The sequence below is a fragment of the Actinophytocola sp. KF-1 genome (genome assembly GCF_054661535.1).
Window position 1 is genome coordinate 188,541 of the sequence record NZ_BAAFVK010000012.1, and the last position, 15,288, is coordinate 203,828.

At 72.6% G+C, this 15,288-nt stretch carries 19 protein-coding genes; 4 read left to right on the forward strand and 15 right to left on the reverse strand.

Annotated features, from left to right (window positions below; translation table 11 throughout):
- Nucleotides 1–80 precede the first annotated feature (80 nt).
- A complete protein-coding gene (locus ACYQ77_RS32655; protein WP_459718142.1) occupies nt 81–1,304 on the reverse strand; it encodes an extracellular solute-binding protein in 1,224 nt (407 codons plus the stop codon).
- A 136-nt stretch (nt 1,305–1,440) separates the two neighbouring features.
- Nucleotides 1,441–2,433, reverse strand: a complete 993-nt coding sequence (locus ACYQ77_RS32660) for a DHH family phosphoesterase (RefSeq protein ID WP_459718144.1) — start codon at nt 2,431–2,433, stop codon at nt 1,441–1,443.
- 85 nt (nt 2,434–2,518) lie between these two features.
- Between ACYQ77_RS32660 and ACYQ77_RS32665 the strand changes: the two genes are divergently transcribed.
- Nucleotides 2,519–2,989 (forward strand): MarR family winged helix-turn-helix transcriptional regulator, encoded by a 471-nt coding sequence (locus ACYQ77_RS32665; protein WP_459718146.1) that lies wholly within the window; start codon nt 2,519–2,521, stop codon nt 2,987–2,989.
- Between the two features lie 5 nt (nt 2,990–2,994).
- On the opposite strand, the gene ACYQ77_RS32670 is transcribed toward ACYQ77_RS32665, so the two are convergent.
- From ACYQ77_RS32670 to rimP, 10 genes are all read right to left on the reverse strand, one after another.
- On the reverse strand, nt 2,995–3,438 hold the full coding sequence (locus tag ACYQ77_RS32670) for a hypothetical protein (RefSeq protein ID WP_459718149.1): 444 nt from the start codon (nt 3,436–3,438) through the stop codon (nt 2,995–2,997).
- Between the two features lie 265 nt (nt 3,439–3,703).
- Nucleotides 3,704–4,105 (reverse strand): MerR family transcriptional regulator, encoded by a 402-nt coding sequence (locus ACYQ77_RS32675; RefSeq protein WP_459718151.1) that lies wholly within the window; start codon nt 4,103–4,105, stop codon nt 3,704–3,706.
- Nucleotides 4,102–4,416, reverse strand: coding sequence for a hypothetical protein (locus ACYQ77_RS32680; RefSeq protein WP_459718154.1), 315 nt, complete (start codon nt 4,414–4,416; stop codon nt 4,102–4,104). Before ACYQ77_RS32680 ends, ACYQ77_RS32675 begins: the two co-directional genes overlap by 4 nt.
- A 42-nt stretch (nt 4,417–4,458) precedes the next feature.
- Nucleotides 4,459–4,989: a TetR/AcrR family transcriptional regulator gene (locus ACYQ77_RS32685; RefSeq protein ID WP_459718155.1), complete on the reverse strand. Its 531-nt coding sequence runs from the start codon at nt 4,987–4,989 to the stop codon at nt 4,459–4,461.
- 25 nt (nt 4,990–5,014) lie between these two features.
- Nucleotides 5,015–5,464 carry a 30S ribosome-binding factor RbfA gene (gene rbfA / locus ACYQ77_RS32690; protein ID WP_396108340.1) on the reverse strand — a complete coding sequence of 150 codons (450 nt, stop codon included), beginning with the start codon at nt 5,462–5,464 and terminating at the stop codon, nt 5,015–5,017.
- A gap of 23 nt (nt 5,465–5,487) precedes the next feature.
- Entirely contained in the window at nt 5,488–5,781 is a 294-nt protein-coding gene (locus tag ACYQ77_RS32695; protein WP_396108339.1) for a DUF503 domain-containing protein, read from the reverse strand.
- Nucleotides 5,782–5,845: 64 nt separating this feature from the next.
- Complete coding sequence (gene infB / locus ACYQ77_RS32700) at nt 5,846–8,815, reverse strand: translation initiation factor IF-2 (RefSeq protein WP_459718159.1); 2,970 nt, start codon at nt 8,813–8,815, stop codon at nt 5,846–5,848.
- Between the two features lie 91 nt (nt 8,816–8,906).
- The gene (locus ACYQ77_RS32705) at nt 8,907–9,272 is read right to left on the reverse strand and encodes a YlxR family protein (protein ID WP_459718161.1); all 366 of its coding nucleotides are present in this window, start codon (nt 9,270–9,272) and stop codon (nt 8,907–8,909) included.
- A gap of 22 nt (nt 9,273–9,294) precedes the next feature.
- On the reverse strand, nt 9,295–10,338 hold the full coding sequence (gene nusA / locus ACYQ77_RS32710) for a transcription termination factor NusA (protein WP_459718164.1): 1,044 nt from the start codon (nt 10,336–10,338) through the stop codon (nt 9,295–9,297).
- A complete protein-coding gene (gene rimP / locus ACYQ77_RS32715) occupies nt 10,335–10,856 on the reverse strand; it encodes a ribosome maturation factor RimP (RefSeq protein WP_459718165.1) in 522 nt (173 codons plus the stop codon). Before rimP ends, nusA begins: the two co-directional genes overlap by 4 nt.
- A 137-nt stretch (nt 10,857–10,993) precedes the next feature.
- Between rimP and ACYQ77_RS32720 the strand changes: the two genes are divergently transcribed.
- Nucleotides 10,994–11,449, forward strand: coding sequence for a hypothetical protein (locus ACYQ77_RS32720; protein ID WP_459718168.1), 456 nt, complete (start codon nt 10,994–10,996; stop codon nt 11,447–11,449).
- Nucleotides 11,446–11,925, forward strand: a complete 480-nt coding sequence (locus tag ACYQ77_RS32725) for a ferritin-like domain-containing protein (protein WP_459718171.1) — start codon at nt 11,446–11,448, stop codon at nt 11,923–11,925. The genes ACYQ77_RS32720 and ACYQ77_RS32725 overlap by 4 nt, the downstream gene beginning before the upstream one ends.
- Nucleotides 11,926–11,928: 3 nt before the next feature.
- Here the strand turns inward: ACYQ77_RS32725 and ACYQ77_RS32730 are convergent, their stop codons facing one another.
- Entirely contained in the window at nt 11,929–12,681 is a 753-nt protein-coding gene (locus ACYQ77_RS32730; RefSeq protein WP_459718173.1) for a hypothetical protein, read from the reverse strand.
- A 61-nt stretch (nt 12,682–12,742) separates the two neighbouring features.
- The gene (locus tag ACYQ77_RS32735) at nt 12,743–13,768 is read right to left on the reverse strand and encodes an aminotransferase class V-fold PLP-dependent enzyme (RefSeq protein ID WP_459718176.1); all 1,026 of its coding nucleotides are present in this window, start codon (nt 13,766–13,768) and stop codon (nt 12,743–12,745) included.
- A gap of 85 nt (nt 13,769–13,853) precedes the next feature.
- Between ACYQ77_RS32735 and ACYQ77_RS32740 the strand changes: the two genes are divergently transcribed.
- Nucleotides 13,854–14,261, forward strand: coding sequence for a secondary thiamine-phosphate synthase enzyme YjbQ (locus ACYQ77_RS32740; protein WP_459718177.1), 408 nt, complete (start codon nt 13,854–13,856; stop codon nt 14,259–14,261).
- Here the strand turns inward: ACYQ77_RS32740 and ACYQ77_RS32745 are convergent.
- Nucleotides 14,245–15,279: a YhgE/Pip domain-containing protein gene (locus ACYQ77_RS32745; RefSeq protein WP_459718180.1), complete on the reverse strand. Its 1,035-nt coding sequence runs from the start codon at nt 15,277–15,279 to the stop codon at nt 14,245–14,247. The two genes, ACYQ77_RS32740 and ACYQ77_RS32745, sit on opposite strands and share 17 nt — an antisense overlap.
- Between the last annotated feature and the right edge of the window lie 9 nt (nt 15,280–15,288).

Below are 15,288 nucleotides of genomic sequence, written 5' to 3' on the forward strand. Positions count from 1 at the left end.
AGCACCCTCCTGGGGTACCGGTGCGGGGCTCTGATCAGGCAGGACCCCGCACCGGCCGTCTTACCGTTATACGCCTCTGCTCAGCCTTCGGCGTCGGCCTTGGCCTGGATCGACTTGAGGACCTCGTCCACCGACTTGGTCTCGATCTGGCCCACGTCCGACTTGAAGGCACCGGAGGTCTGGCCCCACGCCGGGTTGGTGGCGGGGTAGAACTTCGCGTCCGGCAGGGCCTCGAGGAAGGTCTTCAGCTCCGGCTTGGCCGCGGCCGCCTCGGCACCCGACTTGGTCGCCGGGATGAAGCCCTCGTTGTCGTTGAACTTGACGTAGTTGTCCTGCTGGTAGAAGAAGTCCAGGAACTTCGCGATCGCGTCCTGCTTGTCCTCGTCCTTGTCGAAGCCGACGAAGTAGTCCGCGACACCCAGGGTCACCGGCTGGCCGTCCTTGGTCGGGCTCGGCGCGATCTCCCAGTCGAGGTCCGGGTTCTTCTCGTTGATCTGGCCGACGATCGGCGGCAGGCCCTCGATCATGCCGATCTTGCCCTGGATGAACACGTCCAGCAGCGGGGTGCGGTCGGTCGCGCCCGGGTTCGGCTGGGTGACGCCCTCCTTGATCATGCGCTGCATGAACGTGAGGGCCTCCTTGGCCTCCGGCGTGTCGATCGTCATCTTGCCGTCCTTCTCCCAGGACGCGCCCGCGCCGTACGCCCAGATGGACGTCTCGGCCTGGGCCTCCTCGGAGCCGAGCGGCATGCCGTAGCCGTAGACGCCGCCGCCGAGCGCGGAGATCTTCTTGGCCGCGGCGAGCAACTCGTCCCAGGTCTTCGGCGGGGCGGTCACACCCGCCTGCTGGAAGAGCGTCTTGTTGTAGAACAGGGCGCGGGTCGAGGCGACCGAGGGCACGCCGTACGCGACGCCGTCGATCTTGGCGCTGTCGATGAACGACGGTTCGATGTCCTTGTAGGTCTCCGGGGAGACGATCTCCTCGGCCTTGTACAGCAGGTCTTCCGACCCGTAGGCCGGGCCCGCCGCGTCCAGCTCCAGGATGTCCGGCGCCTTGTTGTTCTGGATCTTGGTGTCCAGGACGGTGTAGATGTCGTCCCAGCTCTGGGTCTCGAGCTTGACGTCGATGTTCGAGTTCTTGGCCTCGAAGTCCTTGACCAGCTGCTCCCAGTACGGCTTGGTCTTGTCGCCGTAGAGGGGCACGAGCAGCTCAAGGCTGACGTTCTCGCCGTCGCCGCCGCTGCCCGAGTCGCTGCCGCAGCCGGCGAGTCCGAGCGCCGCCGCGGTCACCACCGCGACTGCCATAGTGACGCGCCTCAAGATGTCCTCCGTTTCCGCCTGGCCGGTCCGGTCCGCCTGGCTGGGTCGCCGCTCCGGCGCCTGGGGCCCGGAATGGCGATTGGTTTATACCACTTGTTCACCCGAACGCCGCCCATCGTCCTCAAGTGGTTACGAGCGGCACCGGGTCGCGCAACAACTCCCGCACCCTGCCGACGACCTCCGCCGCCGTCCCGGTCGTCGTGAACCCGGCCGCGAGGCGGTGCCCGCCACCACTCATCCCGACGGCGACGACCCGCACGTCGACCGCGCTTTTCGCCCGCAGCGACCCCGACCACTCGCCGGGCGCCACCTCCTTGACGACGAGCGCGACCTCGGCCTCCGTCGTCGTGCGCAGGATGTCCACGACGGACTCGACCTCCTCGAGCCGCACCCCGGCCATGTCGGCCAGGGTCACGGCCGTGTGCACGAGCCCGTGCCCGCCCGCCGCCCCGGGCTCCAGCTCGGCCCGGTCGAGCACCCGCGCCAGCATCGGCAGCCACGCGAACGGGTGGCCGTCCATCAGCTCCCGCGCGATGGCCGTCGGGTCGGCACCGGCCTCCACCAGGCGGGCCGCCGTCCGGTGGGTGCCCGCGGTGGCGCGGCGGAACGAGCTGGTGTCGGTCATCAGCCCCGCGTACAGACACCGTGCGATGTCCGGGTCGAGCGGGATGCCCAGTTCGTCGATCACCGCGAGCACGAGCACGGCGGTCGCCTCGGCGGTCTCGTCGACGACGTGGTGCGTGCCGAACCGGGTGTTGGACGCGTGGTGGTCGACGACCAGCACGTGCCCGCTCGGCGCGATCCGGTCCTCGAGCCAGCCCAGCCGGGCCGCGCTGCCGGTGTCGAGCGCGACGAGCAGCTCCGGCGCGGCGGGCACCGCGGACGCGGGGACCACCAGCCCGGCCGTGTCGAGCCCGCGCAGCGACTCCGGCACCTCGGCGGGCGGGCCGAACGAGACGCGCACGGTCGCACCGCGCTCGCGCAGGGCGAGCCCGAGCGCGAGCGCGCTGCCGAGCGCGTCGGCGTCCGGGTTGACGTGCCCGACGAGGGTCACGTCGGCCGCGCCCCGGAGCAGCTCCGCGGCGGCACGAAGATCGGCGGTCAGCACTGGCACAGCCTCACGCAACCACGCGGTGACGTCCAGTGCGCGCTCACTCTCCTTTTTGACAGGCACCTGTCAATCTGACATTTTGTCCGACATGACCGAGCTCAACGCCGGGGGACAGGCGTTCTCCGAGCTGCTCGTCGAGGTGTTCCGCGTCAACGGGCTCCTCCTGGCGGCGGGCGACGCGCTCACCCGCCCCGACGGGCTGACGTGCGCGCGGTGGCAGGTGCTCGGCGTGGTGGACCACGGCCCGGTGACCGTCGCGCAGGTGGCCAGGACGATGGGGTTGACCAGGCAGTCCGTGCGGCAGACCGCCGAGGCGCTGGCCGGTGCGGGCATGGTCGTGTTCGTCGACAACCCCGCCGACCGCCGCGCCCGCCTCATGACGCTGACCGACGCGGGCCGCGCGGCACTGCGGCGCGTGGAGCAGCGGCAGGCGGGCTGGGCGTCCGCCGTCGCGGGCCGCCTGCCGCACTCGGAGCTCCGGGCGGCACTGGCCGTACTGCGCGACCTCGGCGACCTCCTGGAGGACGAGCAGGAGCGGACGCCGAACGCCGCCGGGTGACCGACCTACTCGGTGGCGACGCACGGCGACTCGGCACCGAGCAGCAGTTCGCCGTGCTCGTTGTTCCGCAACGACATCCGGAACCCGTCGGCCGGGCTCTCGACCCACACGTAGTGCCGTTCGGGGCGCAGGTCGTCCAGCACCTCGAAGTCGTGGGTCTGCCACCACCGCACCATCGTGTCGAACGGGCGGTCGTCGTCGGTGAGGCCGCGGATCCAGTACGTGGTGCGGACGATCGCGCGGCCGGCGGGCTTTCCCCGGCACGGCCCGGCGGCCGGAGCGGCCGCGGCCTCGAGCCGCGCGTCGGGCAGCGCGGCCGCCGCGCGCCGGACGTAGCTCTCGACCCGCTCGTAGGCCTCGGACTCCGTCACCGGGTCCACGTCACCGCCGCCACCGCACCCCGCCAGCACGAACCCGGCGGCGAGGACCGCGGGCAACAGCCGCTTCATGGCTCGCCGCGCGGTTCGCACAACGTCGTCGTGGGCGCCGACAACCCGGAGAACACCGCAACCACAGGCACGACCTGCCTTCGTTGTGGTGCCGTCGCCCCCGACGGCACAGAACCTCGGATTCCATAGTGGACACCCAGCTGCCCACCGCGGTGTGACGAGGATAGCCGCGTCGCGGTGCCCTGTTGCGGCGGAATCGAGTAGTTCTACCCGGCGAGCACCGCCACGGGCCGCCGTCGACGTCGAGCGTGCTGCCGGGCCCGCCTCACGGACGCGATCGAGTCCCTTCGCTGAACGGCACCGGGCACTCCGGTCGCGCCGCGCACGCGACGAGGTCGTCGCAGCCCGCGTCGAGCGCGGCCCGCAGGGTGTCGCGGACGACCGCCAGGTCCGCGATCCGCGCCTCCACCTCGGCGAGCTTCGCCGTCGCCCGTGCCGCAAGACCCGCGTGCACCTCGAGCAGCTCGGCCACCTCGTCGAGCGTGAACCCCAGGCGCTGCGCGGCCTTGATCACGCGCAGCACGGTCACCGCCTCCGGCCGGTACACCCGGTGCCCGCCGAGCGTCCGCTCCGGCTCGGCCAGCAGCCCGCGCCGCTCGTAGTAGCGCAGCGTCTGCGGGTTCACCCCGGCCGCCCGCGCCACCTCCCCGCTGCGCAACCCGGTCATGCCGGCACCCGGGCCGCGAGCGCGTCCAGCACCTCGACGTGCGGCTCCCCCACCGACACGCCGAGCGTCAGCTCACCCGCCGCGACGGTCAGGGTGAACGTGAAGAACGAGCAGCACCGCGTCTCCCGGACCGCGAGGCTCGCCGCGGTGGCCGCCAGTTCGGCGGACACGGGGAACGCGATCCGCAACTCGCCCGGCGACGGCCGCGTCACCCCTGCCGCCGACGCGAACAACGCGTCGAACTCGGCCTCCCGCAACGGCCGCTCCGCGGTCGGCAACGTGCACGCGGTCGGCGCCCACTCCAGCTCCATGCCCCCACGGTAAGCCCGTACCCGGGTACCGAGTGCAAGCCGTCAGTCGCGGAAGAGCGTCTTCGCCACGCCGCGGGCCGCGGCCGTCAGGTCGTCGCCGAGGCTCGCGGGCAGCGCGCCGGTCAGCCAGAGCGTCGCGAAGCCGTGCATCAGCGACCACGCGGCGACCTCCGCGTAGTCGCTCGGCTTGCCGTGCGCGCCGCGGGCGAGGATCGCGCCCGCCCGGGACCGCGCGGCCGACAGCGCCGGGTCGTCGCGGTGGTGGGTGTCGGGGCGGAACATCACCTCGAAGTGCGCCGGGTGGGTGACGGCGAACCGGACGTACGCGACGCCCATCTCCACGAAGTCGTCCCCCGCCGCCGCCAGCCGCTCGGCCAGGAGGTCGAACCCCTCCTCGGCGAGCGCGGTCAGCACGCCGGCCTTGTCACCGAAGTGGTGCACCGGCGCCGCGTGCGACACCCCGGCCCGGCGGGCGAGGTCACGCAGGCTCAGGTTGGCCGAACCGCCGGCCGTGATCGCGTCGACCGCTGCGGTCAGGATCGCGCGCCGCAGGTCCCCGTGGTGGTACGGCATACCGGCGATCTTAACGCCGACAAGATCAGTCCTCGTCGTCGTCCTCGCGCGGCACCCGGTACGGATCCGGGTCGCCCGCTGGCTTCGCGCCGTTGGCCAGGCGTGCCACCTCGGCGTCCGCGGCGGCCGCGCGGGCCAGCAGGTCGTCGATGTGCTTGGCGTCCTCGGGCACGGTGTCGGCGACGAACGTGAGCGTCGGGGTGAACCGGACGCCCGTCCCGGCGCCGACCATCGACCGCAGCACGCCCTTCGCGGACTCCAGCGCGGCGGCCGCACCGGCCATGTCCGGCGCCGCGTCCAGCTTGTCGCCGAGCACGGTGTAGTACACGGTCGCGTCGTGCAGGTCGGCGGTCACCTTGGTGTCCGTGATCGTCACGCGGGCGAGCCGAGGGTCCTTCACCTCGTGCTCCAGCGCGGACGCGACGATCTGCGCGATCCGCTTGGCGAGCTTGCGGGCGCGTGGTGCGTCAGCCACGGCGGTCTCCTTCTGCGAAAAAGTCAGTCTTCGGGGCCCAGCCACCGGCGGCGTGCCGACAGGAGGTCCAGCTCCGGCCGCCCCGCGACCAGCCGCTCGCACGCGTCCAGCACGTCGTCCACGTGCGACGCGTCGGCGGCCACCACGGCGACGCCGATCAGCGAACGCCGGTGCTTGTCCAGGTGCCCTGCCTCGGCGACGGTCACCTCGAACCGCTTGCGCAGCTCGGCGATGACCGGCCGCACAGCGGAACGCTTCTCCTTCAACGAGCGGATGTCGCCGAGCAGCACATCCAGCTCGAGAGCCCCCACGTACAACGGAAATCCTCGAAGCGAGTAGGTCCCGGCGCCGCCGCGGGCGGCGGCGCCGGGATGAGCCAACTCAGTCGCGCGGCTTCTCGCGCAGCTCGTAGGTCTCGATGATGTCCTCGACCTTGAGGTCGCCGTACGAGCCGAGCGTCAGACCACACTCGAAGCCCTCGCGGACCTCGACCGCGTCGTCCTTGAACCGCCGCAGCGAGCTGACCGGCAGACCCTCCTGGACGACGACGCCGTCCCGGATGAGGCGCGCCTTCGCGTTGCGCCGGATCTCGCCGGAGAGCACCATGCAACCCGCGATCGTGCCGACCTTGGAGGACTTGAACACCTCGCGCACCTCGGCGCGTCCGAGCTCGACCTCTTCGTAGACCGGCTTGAGCATGCCCTTGAGGGCCTGCTCGATCTCGTCGATCGCCTGGTAGATGACCGAGTAGTACCGGATGTCGATGCCTTCGCGGTTGGCCTGCTCGGTGACCTTCGCCTCGGCGCGGACGTTGAACCCGAGGATGATCGCGTCGGACGCGATCGCCAGGTCCACGTTGGCCTTGGTGATGCCACCGACACCGCGGTCGATGACGCGCAGCTCGACCTCGTCGCCGACGTCGATCTTCGTGAGCGCGTCCTCGAGAGCCTCGACGGTACCCGAGTTGTCGCCCTTGATGATCAGGTTGAGCTGGCTGGTCTCCTTCAGCGCGGAGTCCAGGTCCTCGAGGCTGACCCGCTTGCGGCGCTGGGCGTTGGCCGCGTTGCGCAGCCTGGCCGCCCGCCGCTCGGCGATCTGCCGCGCGGTCCGGTCCTCGTCGACCACCAGGAAGGTGTCACCCGCGCCCGGCACCGACGTGAAGCCGATGACCTGGACGGGCCGTGACGGCGTCGCCTCGAGGACGTCCTCGTTGAACTCGTCGACCATCCGCCGCACGCGGCCGTACGCGTCGCCCGCGACAATCGAGTCGCCGACCCGCAGCGTGCCGCGCTGGACCAGCACCGTGGCGACCGGGCCGCGACCGCGGTCCAGGTGCGCCTCGATGGCGACGCCCTGCGCCTCCATGTCGGGGTTGGCCCGCAGGTCGAGCGCCGCGTCCGCGGTGAGCACGACCGCCTCGAGCAGCCCGTCGATGTTGATGTTCTGGCGCGCGGAGATGTCGACGAACATGGTGTCGCCGCCGTACTCCTCGGCCACGAGCCCGTACTCGGTGAGCTGCTGGCGCACCTTCGCCGGGTTCGCGCCCTCCTTGTCGATCTTGTTCACCGCCACCACGATCGGCAGGTCTGCGGCCTGCGCGTGGTTGATGGCCTCCACCGTCTGCGGCATGACGCCGTCGTCGGCGGCGACCACGATGATCGCGATGTCCGTGGAGTTCGCACCACGGGCACGCATGGCGGTGAACGCCTCGTGACCCGGGGTGTCGATGAAGGTGATCAGCCGGTCGTTGCCGTCGACCTTGACCGCGACCTGGTAGGCGCCGATGTGCTGGGTGATGCCGCCGGCCTCACCCTCGTGCACGGTCGTCTTCCGGATCGTGTCCAGCAGGCGCGTCTTACCGTGGTCGACGTGACCCATGACGGTCACGACCGGCGGCCTGGCCTGCAGCTCCTCCTCGCCACCGGCGTTCTCGCCGTAGGAGATGTCGAAGGAGTCGAGCAGCTCGCGGTCCTCCTCCTCGGGGGAGACGACCTGCACCTTGTAGTTCATCTCGGTGCCGAGCAGCTCGAGCACGTCGTCGGAGACCGACTGCGTCGCCGTGACCATCTCACCGAGGTGGAACAGCACCTGCACCAGCGAGGCCGGGTTGGCGTTGATCTTCTCGGCGAAGTCGGTCAGCGAGGCGCCACGCGGGAGACGGATCGACTCGCCGTTGCCCTTGGGCAGGCGAACACCGCCGACGCTGGGCGCCTGCATGTTCTCCATGTACTCCTGGCGCTTCTGCCGCTTCGACTTGCGGCCACGCCGGGACGGCCCACCGGGCCTGCCGAACGCACCCGCGGCGCCACCGCGACCGCCACCGGAGCCGGGACGGCCACCGCCGCCACCGCGGAAACCACCGCCGCCACCGGCCGGGGCACCGCCACCGCCGCCACCGGGACCGCCGCGGTAGCCACCGCCACCGCCACCGCCACCGGGACGGAAGCCGCCGCCACCGCCGCCGCCACCGCGGGGACCACCGGGGCCACCACGAGCGCCGCCGCCGGGGCCACCGCGGGCGCCGCCACCGGGACCACCACGACCACCACCGGCCGGACGAGCCGGACGGGGCGGCATCATGCCGGGGTTCGGCCGCGGCGGCATCGAGCCGGGCGACGGCCGGGGACCGGCCGGCGTGGCACCGCCACCGCCGCCACCGGGACGCGGACCGGCGGCGGGCCGGTTCTCACCAGGCCGCGCGGCACGGTCGCCACCCGGAGCGCCCTGACCACCCGGCCGGGGGCCGGGCGTCGGCCGTGCGGGCGGCGCACCGGCGCCGACACCGAACGGGTTGTTGCCCACCCGCGGCGCACGCGGGCCGGGCTTGGGCGACTGCGGCTTGGGCGGCACGACCTGGCCACCGCCCTGGTTGCCGCCGGGCTGGTTGTTCTGCGCGGCAGCGGGCTGCTGCTGCTGAGGTGCCGGCGCGGGCGGCTTCGGGCCGGGCCTCGGGCCGGGGCGAGCCGCCTCGGCCGGCGCCTTCGCGGCGGCGGGAGCCGGAGCAGCGGGAGCCGGAGCTGGTGCCGGCGGCTTCGGCGCGGCCGGACCGGGCTTGGCCGCCGGCTTCGGGACAACGGTCTGTGCCACCGGCTCGGTGACCTCCGGCTTGCTCGGCCTCGGCGCCGGCTTGGGCTGCGCTGGGGTTGGGGTGGATGTCCTGCGAGCGGAGTCGGACTTCGCCGCTCCGCCTGCCTTGGGGTACGCGTCCCGCAACCTGCGGGCCACCGGGGCCTCCACGGTGGAGGACGCGGATTTCACGAACTCGCCCAGCTCCTTGAGCTTCGCGAGAACGTCCTTGCTGGTAACGCCGAGCTCCTTGGCGAGCTCATGTACTCGGGCCTTGCCTGCCACTGCTCTCCTCGTCCGAGTGAGGCCGGCGGCACTAGACCCGCGCGACCTCGTCCTATCGTCTGGCGTTCATGGCTTCAGCTTCACGGCTGACTCATGACGGGTCGACCTGCTTCCGTTCGTCCAGCCCGGTCCGGGAATGTCCCGTGCCGGTCGTGCGGTGAACCTGTGCCTCCAGCTGGGCCCGGAGGCGACCGGTGTCGAGCGGCTGGGTGACGCGCAACGCTCTCACGAACGCGCGCCGCCGCTCGGCTTTGCCCAGACAATCGAGATCGGGATGCACCCACGCCCCGCGACCCGGAAGTGATCTTCCCAGATCGAGGGCGAGTTCCCCATCCGAAATCACGACGCGGAGCAACTCACCGGCCAACGCCCTGGTCCGGCACCCGACACAGGTCCGCACCGGGCCGTTGGCCGGTGCTGACGCGTGCGAGGGCGCCGGTCCAGATCGATGAACCACTGATGAGTCTATCCCGTCCGCGTCAGTCAGCCGAACCCGATGCCGGTGCGACCTGTCCCACGTCTCCGGATCGAGACTCTTCCGGGTCGGGCGGAGCCGCGTCGGAGCGGATGTCGATGCGCCATCCGGTGAGGCGGGCGGCCAGCCGGGCGTTCTGGCCCTCCTTGCCGATCGCCAGCGACAACTGGAAGTCCGGCACGACGACGCGAGCGGTCTTCGCCCGTTCGTCGACCACGCGGACGGAGATCACCTTCGCGGGCGACAGCGCGTTGCCGACGAACGTGGCCGGGTCGTCCGAGTGGTCGATGATGTCGATCTTCTCCCCGAGCAGTTCACTCATCACGTTGCGCACCCGCGCCCCCATCGGGCCGATGCACGCGCCCTTGGCGTTCACGCCGGGGACCGTGGACCGGACCGCGATCTTGGAGCGGTGGCCGGCCTCGCGCGCGACGGCCGGGATCTCGACGGTGCCGTCGGCGATCTCCGGGACCTCGAGCGCGAACAGCCGCCGCACCAGGTTCGGGTGCGATCGTGACAACGTGATCTGGGGGCCCCTTGTTCCCCGGCTCACCCCGAGCACGTAGCACTTGATGCGCGTGCCGTGCTCGTAGCGCTCGCCGGGCACCTGCTCGACCGCGGGCAGCACGCCCTCGGTGTCGCCGACCTGGACCACGACCATGCCGCGGGAGTTGGCGCGCGCGTCGCGCTGCACCACACCGGCGACGATCTCGCCCTCCTTGGCGGAGAACTCGCCGAAGGTCTTCTCGTTCTCGGCGTCCCGCAGCCGCTGCAGGATGACCTGGCGGGCGGTGGTGGCCGCGATCCGGCCGAAGCCCTCGGGCGTGTCGTCCCACTCGTTGACCGGCTCGCCGTCCTGCCCGACCTCGAAGGCGATCACCCGGACGATGCCGGTGCGCCGGTCGATGTCGATGCGGGCGTGCGGCTGGTGGCCCTCGGTGTGCTTGTAAGCGGTGAGCAGCGCGGTCTCGATCGCCTCGATCACCGTGTCGAAGGGGATGTCCTTGTCTCGCTCGATCGCACGCAGCGCCGCGATGTCGACATTCACCTCGACTCCTCCTCTTCGTGTGTCAGTTTGGCGATCTCGGCCGCGGGCGGCTCGGAGAACTCCACCTCGATGACGGCGTGCTCGACGTCTGCGTACGCCACGCGGCGCAACTGTCCGTCGACCAGCAGTTCGACCCCGTCGTCGTCGGCGTCGCCGACCCGGGCGAGGAACTTCTCCTCCGCCTGGCGCACCGCGACCTTCCGCAGCCGCGCGCGACGCCAGTGCCTCGGCCTGGTCAGCGGGCGGTCCAGGCCGGGCGAGGTGACCTCGAGCGTGTAGGCGCCCGCGAAGACGTCGTCGCTCGCGTCGAGCGCCTTCGACACGGCCCGCGACACGTCGGCGACCTCGTCGAGGCCGACACCCTGCTCGCCGTCGACGACGACCTTGACCAACTGCTTGCGGCCTGCCTGCTGGACGGCGAGTTCCTCGAGTTCGAACCCGGCGCGTGCCACGGCGTCCGCGACGATCGGCTCCAGCTTCTCACCGGCGCCGCCTACGCGTTGTCGCTGACCTGGCACGTGCCGCTCCCTGCTGTTGTGGACGTTCACCTTGCGTGGTTGCCAAGCGTATCTCGTCTGCCCGGACGCCCTGGCCCCGAGCAGGCCTGGTGCGTCCGACCGGGTGGCGGACCGGGCTGGCAGTATGACCGCCTGTGATGGTCACCCGTCGTGCCGCGCTGCGCCTGGGCGCACTCGCGGCCCTGGTCCCCGTGGTCGCGGCCTGCACGGAAGAGCCGCCCGCCCCGCCGCCGCCCGACCCGTTGGCCGACCTCGCGGCACAGGCGCGGGCCGACGCCGCCCTGGCCACGGCGGTCGCGTCCGCGCAGCCCGCCGTCGCGGCGGCGGCCCAGGAGGTCGCGGCCGCGCGCACCGAGCACGCGAAGGTGCTGCAGGCCGAGGTGGACCGGGCCCGGCCGCCGGTGTCCTCGTCGGCGACGAAGCCACCGGCCGCGCCCGAGGTGCCCGCGGACGGGGTGGCCGCCCTGGGCGAGGCGCTCACGACGGCGGAGAAGCAGGCCGCGGACCTCGTCCCGTCCGTGCCGCGCTACCGGGCCGGGCTGCTCGGGTCGGTGGCCGCGGGCTGCGCGAGCCTGCGGGTGGTGCTCTCATGACCTCGCCGACACCGCCCCCTTCGCAGGGCCCGACGTCGCTGCCCGGCGACGCCGCGCAGGCCACCCAGGACGCGCTGGGCGCCGAACACGCCGCCCTGTGGGTGTACGGGCTGGTGAGCGCGTTCCTGCCCGCCGACTACGAGGGCGCGCTGCGGGAGGGGTCGAACGCGCACCGGGCCCGCCGCGACGCGACCGAGCTGCTGCTGAGCGGCGCCGGGCAGACCCCGAGGTCGGCGGAACCCGCGTACGTGCTGCCGCAGGAGCTCACCGACGAGGCATCGGCACTCGCCGTGCTGGTCGTGGCCGAGGCGGACGTGACGGTGGCGTGGCGGGCGGTGCTGGAGCGCACGGACGACAAGACGCTCCGCGCGGCCGGGCTCGCCGGTCTCACCGACGCGGCCGTGCGGGCCGCGCGGTGGCGGGGCGCCGCCGGGCAGACGCCGCAGGCCCCGCCGCTGCCCGGTGCGCCGGCCTGAGCGTCAGCCGCCCGAGTTGCTCTCGACCTCCGCGGCGAGCCGCAGCGCGTCCTCGCAGGCCGGGTCGAGGATCTCGTCCTCGTCCTTCTTCTGGGCCGCCTCGTCGGCGCTCTGGTCCTTCGGGTCGAGGTCGGCCTCGACGATGACGACCTCGCGGCCGTTCTGCTTGGCCGCGTAGCCACCGCCGCCGGAGAGCCGGTCGAGCCCCTCGATGGCGACAGCGCCGTCGCGGACCACGTCGCTGACGTTGCCGGACCCGTCCTCGTCGGTGAGGGCGCGCAGCTCGGCCGCCTTGTCCTCGTCGGGCATCGTGACCACGGAGACCGAGGCGTAGACCGTGCGCCCGTCGACCTCGGCGACGAACAGCTGCTGCGCGAGGTGGTCGCACGGGGTGGCCCGTAGGTGCTGCTGGATGCGCCCGTAGGCGTGCTTCGCGCAGTCGGTGTCGGTCTGCGGCGAGGTCATGTCCGGGTGCGGCGCGAAGTCGAACGCGCCCTCGGTCTGCTGCTCGGTGCCGGGGTCCTGGTTCGCCGTGTTCGGCTGCTTGCCGTCGCTGATGATGTAGTACCAGACGACGCCGGAGACGACCGCGACCGCGACGAGGCCCAGGATCCGCAGGGCCCACCGCAGCGCTGGGTTTCCCGCCTGCTGGGGCGGTTCGTCCTGCCGGAACTGGATCGGCGGTGGGCGATCGGGGTTCCGCTGGGGACCGTTGGCGGGCCACTGTGGTTGCCCGGGGCGGTAGGGAGCCGACACGGGAGGCACCGTAACCGGACATACCTTGGTAAACCAGGGTGAGGTCCCGTTCGGGGTCCGGTCAGGATCTGGTAGCCAGTGCGCCCAGCACGCGGTCGACGTCGTCCTCGGTGTTGTAGAGGTGGAACGACAGCCGGGTCCTGCCTGCCCGCACACTGCTCACCACGTCCGCCGCGGCCAGCCGTTCCCGCTGGTCAGCGGTGAGTTCGAGGGAAATGATCGCCGAGCGGGCGGGCGGCTGCCCCAGCTCGGCCAGCACGGTGTCCGCGAGCTTCACGCAGTGGTCGCGGACCACGGCCATGTCCTGGGCGGCGAGCCACTCCGTCGAGACGGCGGCACCCAGCTGGGAGAACCACGCCGGCGAGAGGTCGAGGGCGCGGGCGTCGCCCGCGAGGCGCAGCGGCAGCCCGTAGACGCCCTCCCACGGGTCCTCCGCCGCGTACCAGTTGGCGACGTGCGGGACGAGCGGCCGCGCGTCCGGGTGCACGGCGAGCCAGGCCGCGCCGCGGGGCGCGAACAGCCACTTGTAGCTGCCGCCGACCACGTAGTCGGCCCAGTCCAGCCGCGCGGGCAGCCAGCCGACGGCCTGCGTGACGTCCAGCAGCACGGGCGTGCCGGTGGCGCGGAGCGCGTCGAGGTCGGCGAGCATCCCGTCGGCGGACTGGACGGTGCTCACGGCCACCAGGTCCGCCTCGGTGGCGGCGTCCGCGAGCCGGTCGTGCGGCACCTCGGTGACGGTGACCCCGCGTGCCAGCTGCGCGGCGAACGGGAAGGTGACGCTGGTGAACTCGTTGCCCGCGGTCACCACCCGCGTCCCGTCCGGCACGCTCGCGGCGACCAGGCCGACCAGTTGCGACACGCTGGCGCCGCTCGCCACGTGCTCCGGCGCGACCCCGGCGAGCCTCGCCCAGGCGTTCCTGGCGGCGGTGACGTACCGGTCGTACTGCGGCGGCCGCGCCGCCCCGGTCCGCCACTCGGTGATCGCCTCGGCCACCGCGTCGGCGACCGCCGCCGAGGGGATGCCGATGCTGGCCGTGTTCAGGTACCCGGTGGGCACGTCGAAGGACGCGCCGAAAACCTCTCGCACGGTTTCGAACCTAGCAGCGAAAGCCACGTGTCGTGATCACGCAGCTCGCGTGGAGGCGATCGCGGTGCCGTGAGGTAATGGCGGCATGGAGACCACCGAGATCGAGGTGCGGACCGGCGGCCGCGAGGTCGTGCGGGACCTCACCGGGGACTGCGCGGAGTTCCTGTCGGACGTCGGCGCGGCCGACGGGCTGCTGAACGTGTGGGTGCCGCACGCCACCGCGGGCATCGCGGTCATCGAGACCGGCGCCGGCAGCGACGACGACCTGCTCGCCGCCCTGCGCGACCTGCTGCCCGCCGACGACCGCTGGCGGCACAAGCACGGTTCGCACGGGCACGGGCGGGACCACGTGCTCCCCGCACTGGTCCCGCCATCGACCACCGTCCCGGTCGTGGGCGGCAGGCTCGCGCTCGGCACGTGGCAGTCGATCTGCCTGGTCGACACGAACGTGGACAACCACACCAGGAAGGTCCGGCTCAGCTTCCTGAGCTGACCAGCTGCCGCGCCGCCACCGGCTCCTCCGCGGCCTTCCGCCGCCCCGGCCATGCCATCACCACGAGCCCGGCGACCGCCATCGAGACGAGCACGATCACGCCGGTCCGCACGTCCGGGGCGTCCGGGGTGCCCTGCAGCAGGCTGCGGAGCCCTTCGGTGGAGAAGCGGAACGGGGTCCACGACCACAGCAGCGTGCGGTAGGCGGGGTCGAGCATCTCTGGCACGGTGCCCGCGACCGCCGGGGCGAGCAGGTACAGCGGGCCCAGGATCGCGGCGGCGCGGAGGTGGAGCAGCCGCAGCAGCGCGCCCTGGACGGAGGCGAACGCGACGGCCGTCAGCAGCATGAAGCCGAGGACCTCGCCGCTCAGGTCCAGCGAGGAGTCCCAGAGCTTCATCAGCCCGGCGACCGCGGCGGTGGCGAGCACGCTGACCGACACGACGAGCGTGAGCCGTGCGCCCGTGCCCGGACGGGTGCCGGGCCGGACCACGAGCAGCCCGAACGCCATGGCGGCGACCAGGCCGCCCACCCAGAGGAGCGCACTGGCGGCGAGCGGCGCCGTCCTGCCCGCCGTGCTGGCGGCGTGCAGGGTCTCGATCCTCGGTGGCGCCACCCGCACGTTCTGCTGGGCCAGCGCGCCCGCGAGGCCCTGCGCGGCCCCGGTCAGCACCTGCTGGGCGACCTGCGTGCCCTGCGGGTTGACGGCGCCGGAGGTGACGATCGTGAGCGCCGGGCCGGGGTTCAGCTCCAGGATCCCGTAGATCTCCTTGTCGGCGAGGAGGTCACGGGCGTCGGCGGGATCGGTGACCCGCCAGTCGACGGCGTCGCCGCCCTGGCTCGCGATCCGGTCCGCGGCCTCGCCGAGCTGGGGCGGCGCGCCCTGCGGGACGGCGACCGCCAGTGGCATGTGGTCGGGCGCGACGGTCGCCTGCGCGCCGAAGGTGAGGAAACCGAGCACCGTGGCGACCACCGCCCCCACAAGGCCCAGCCCCACCGCGACTGTGGTCGGGTTGCGCATCTTCCCCTC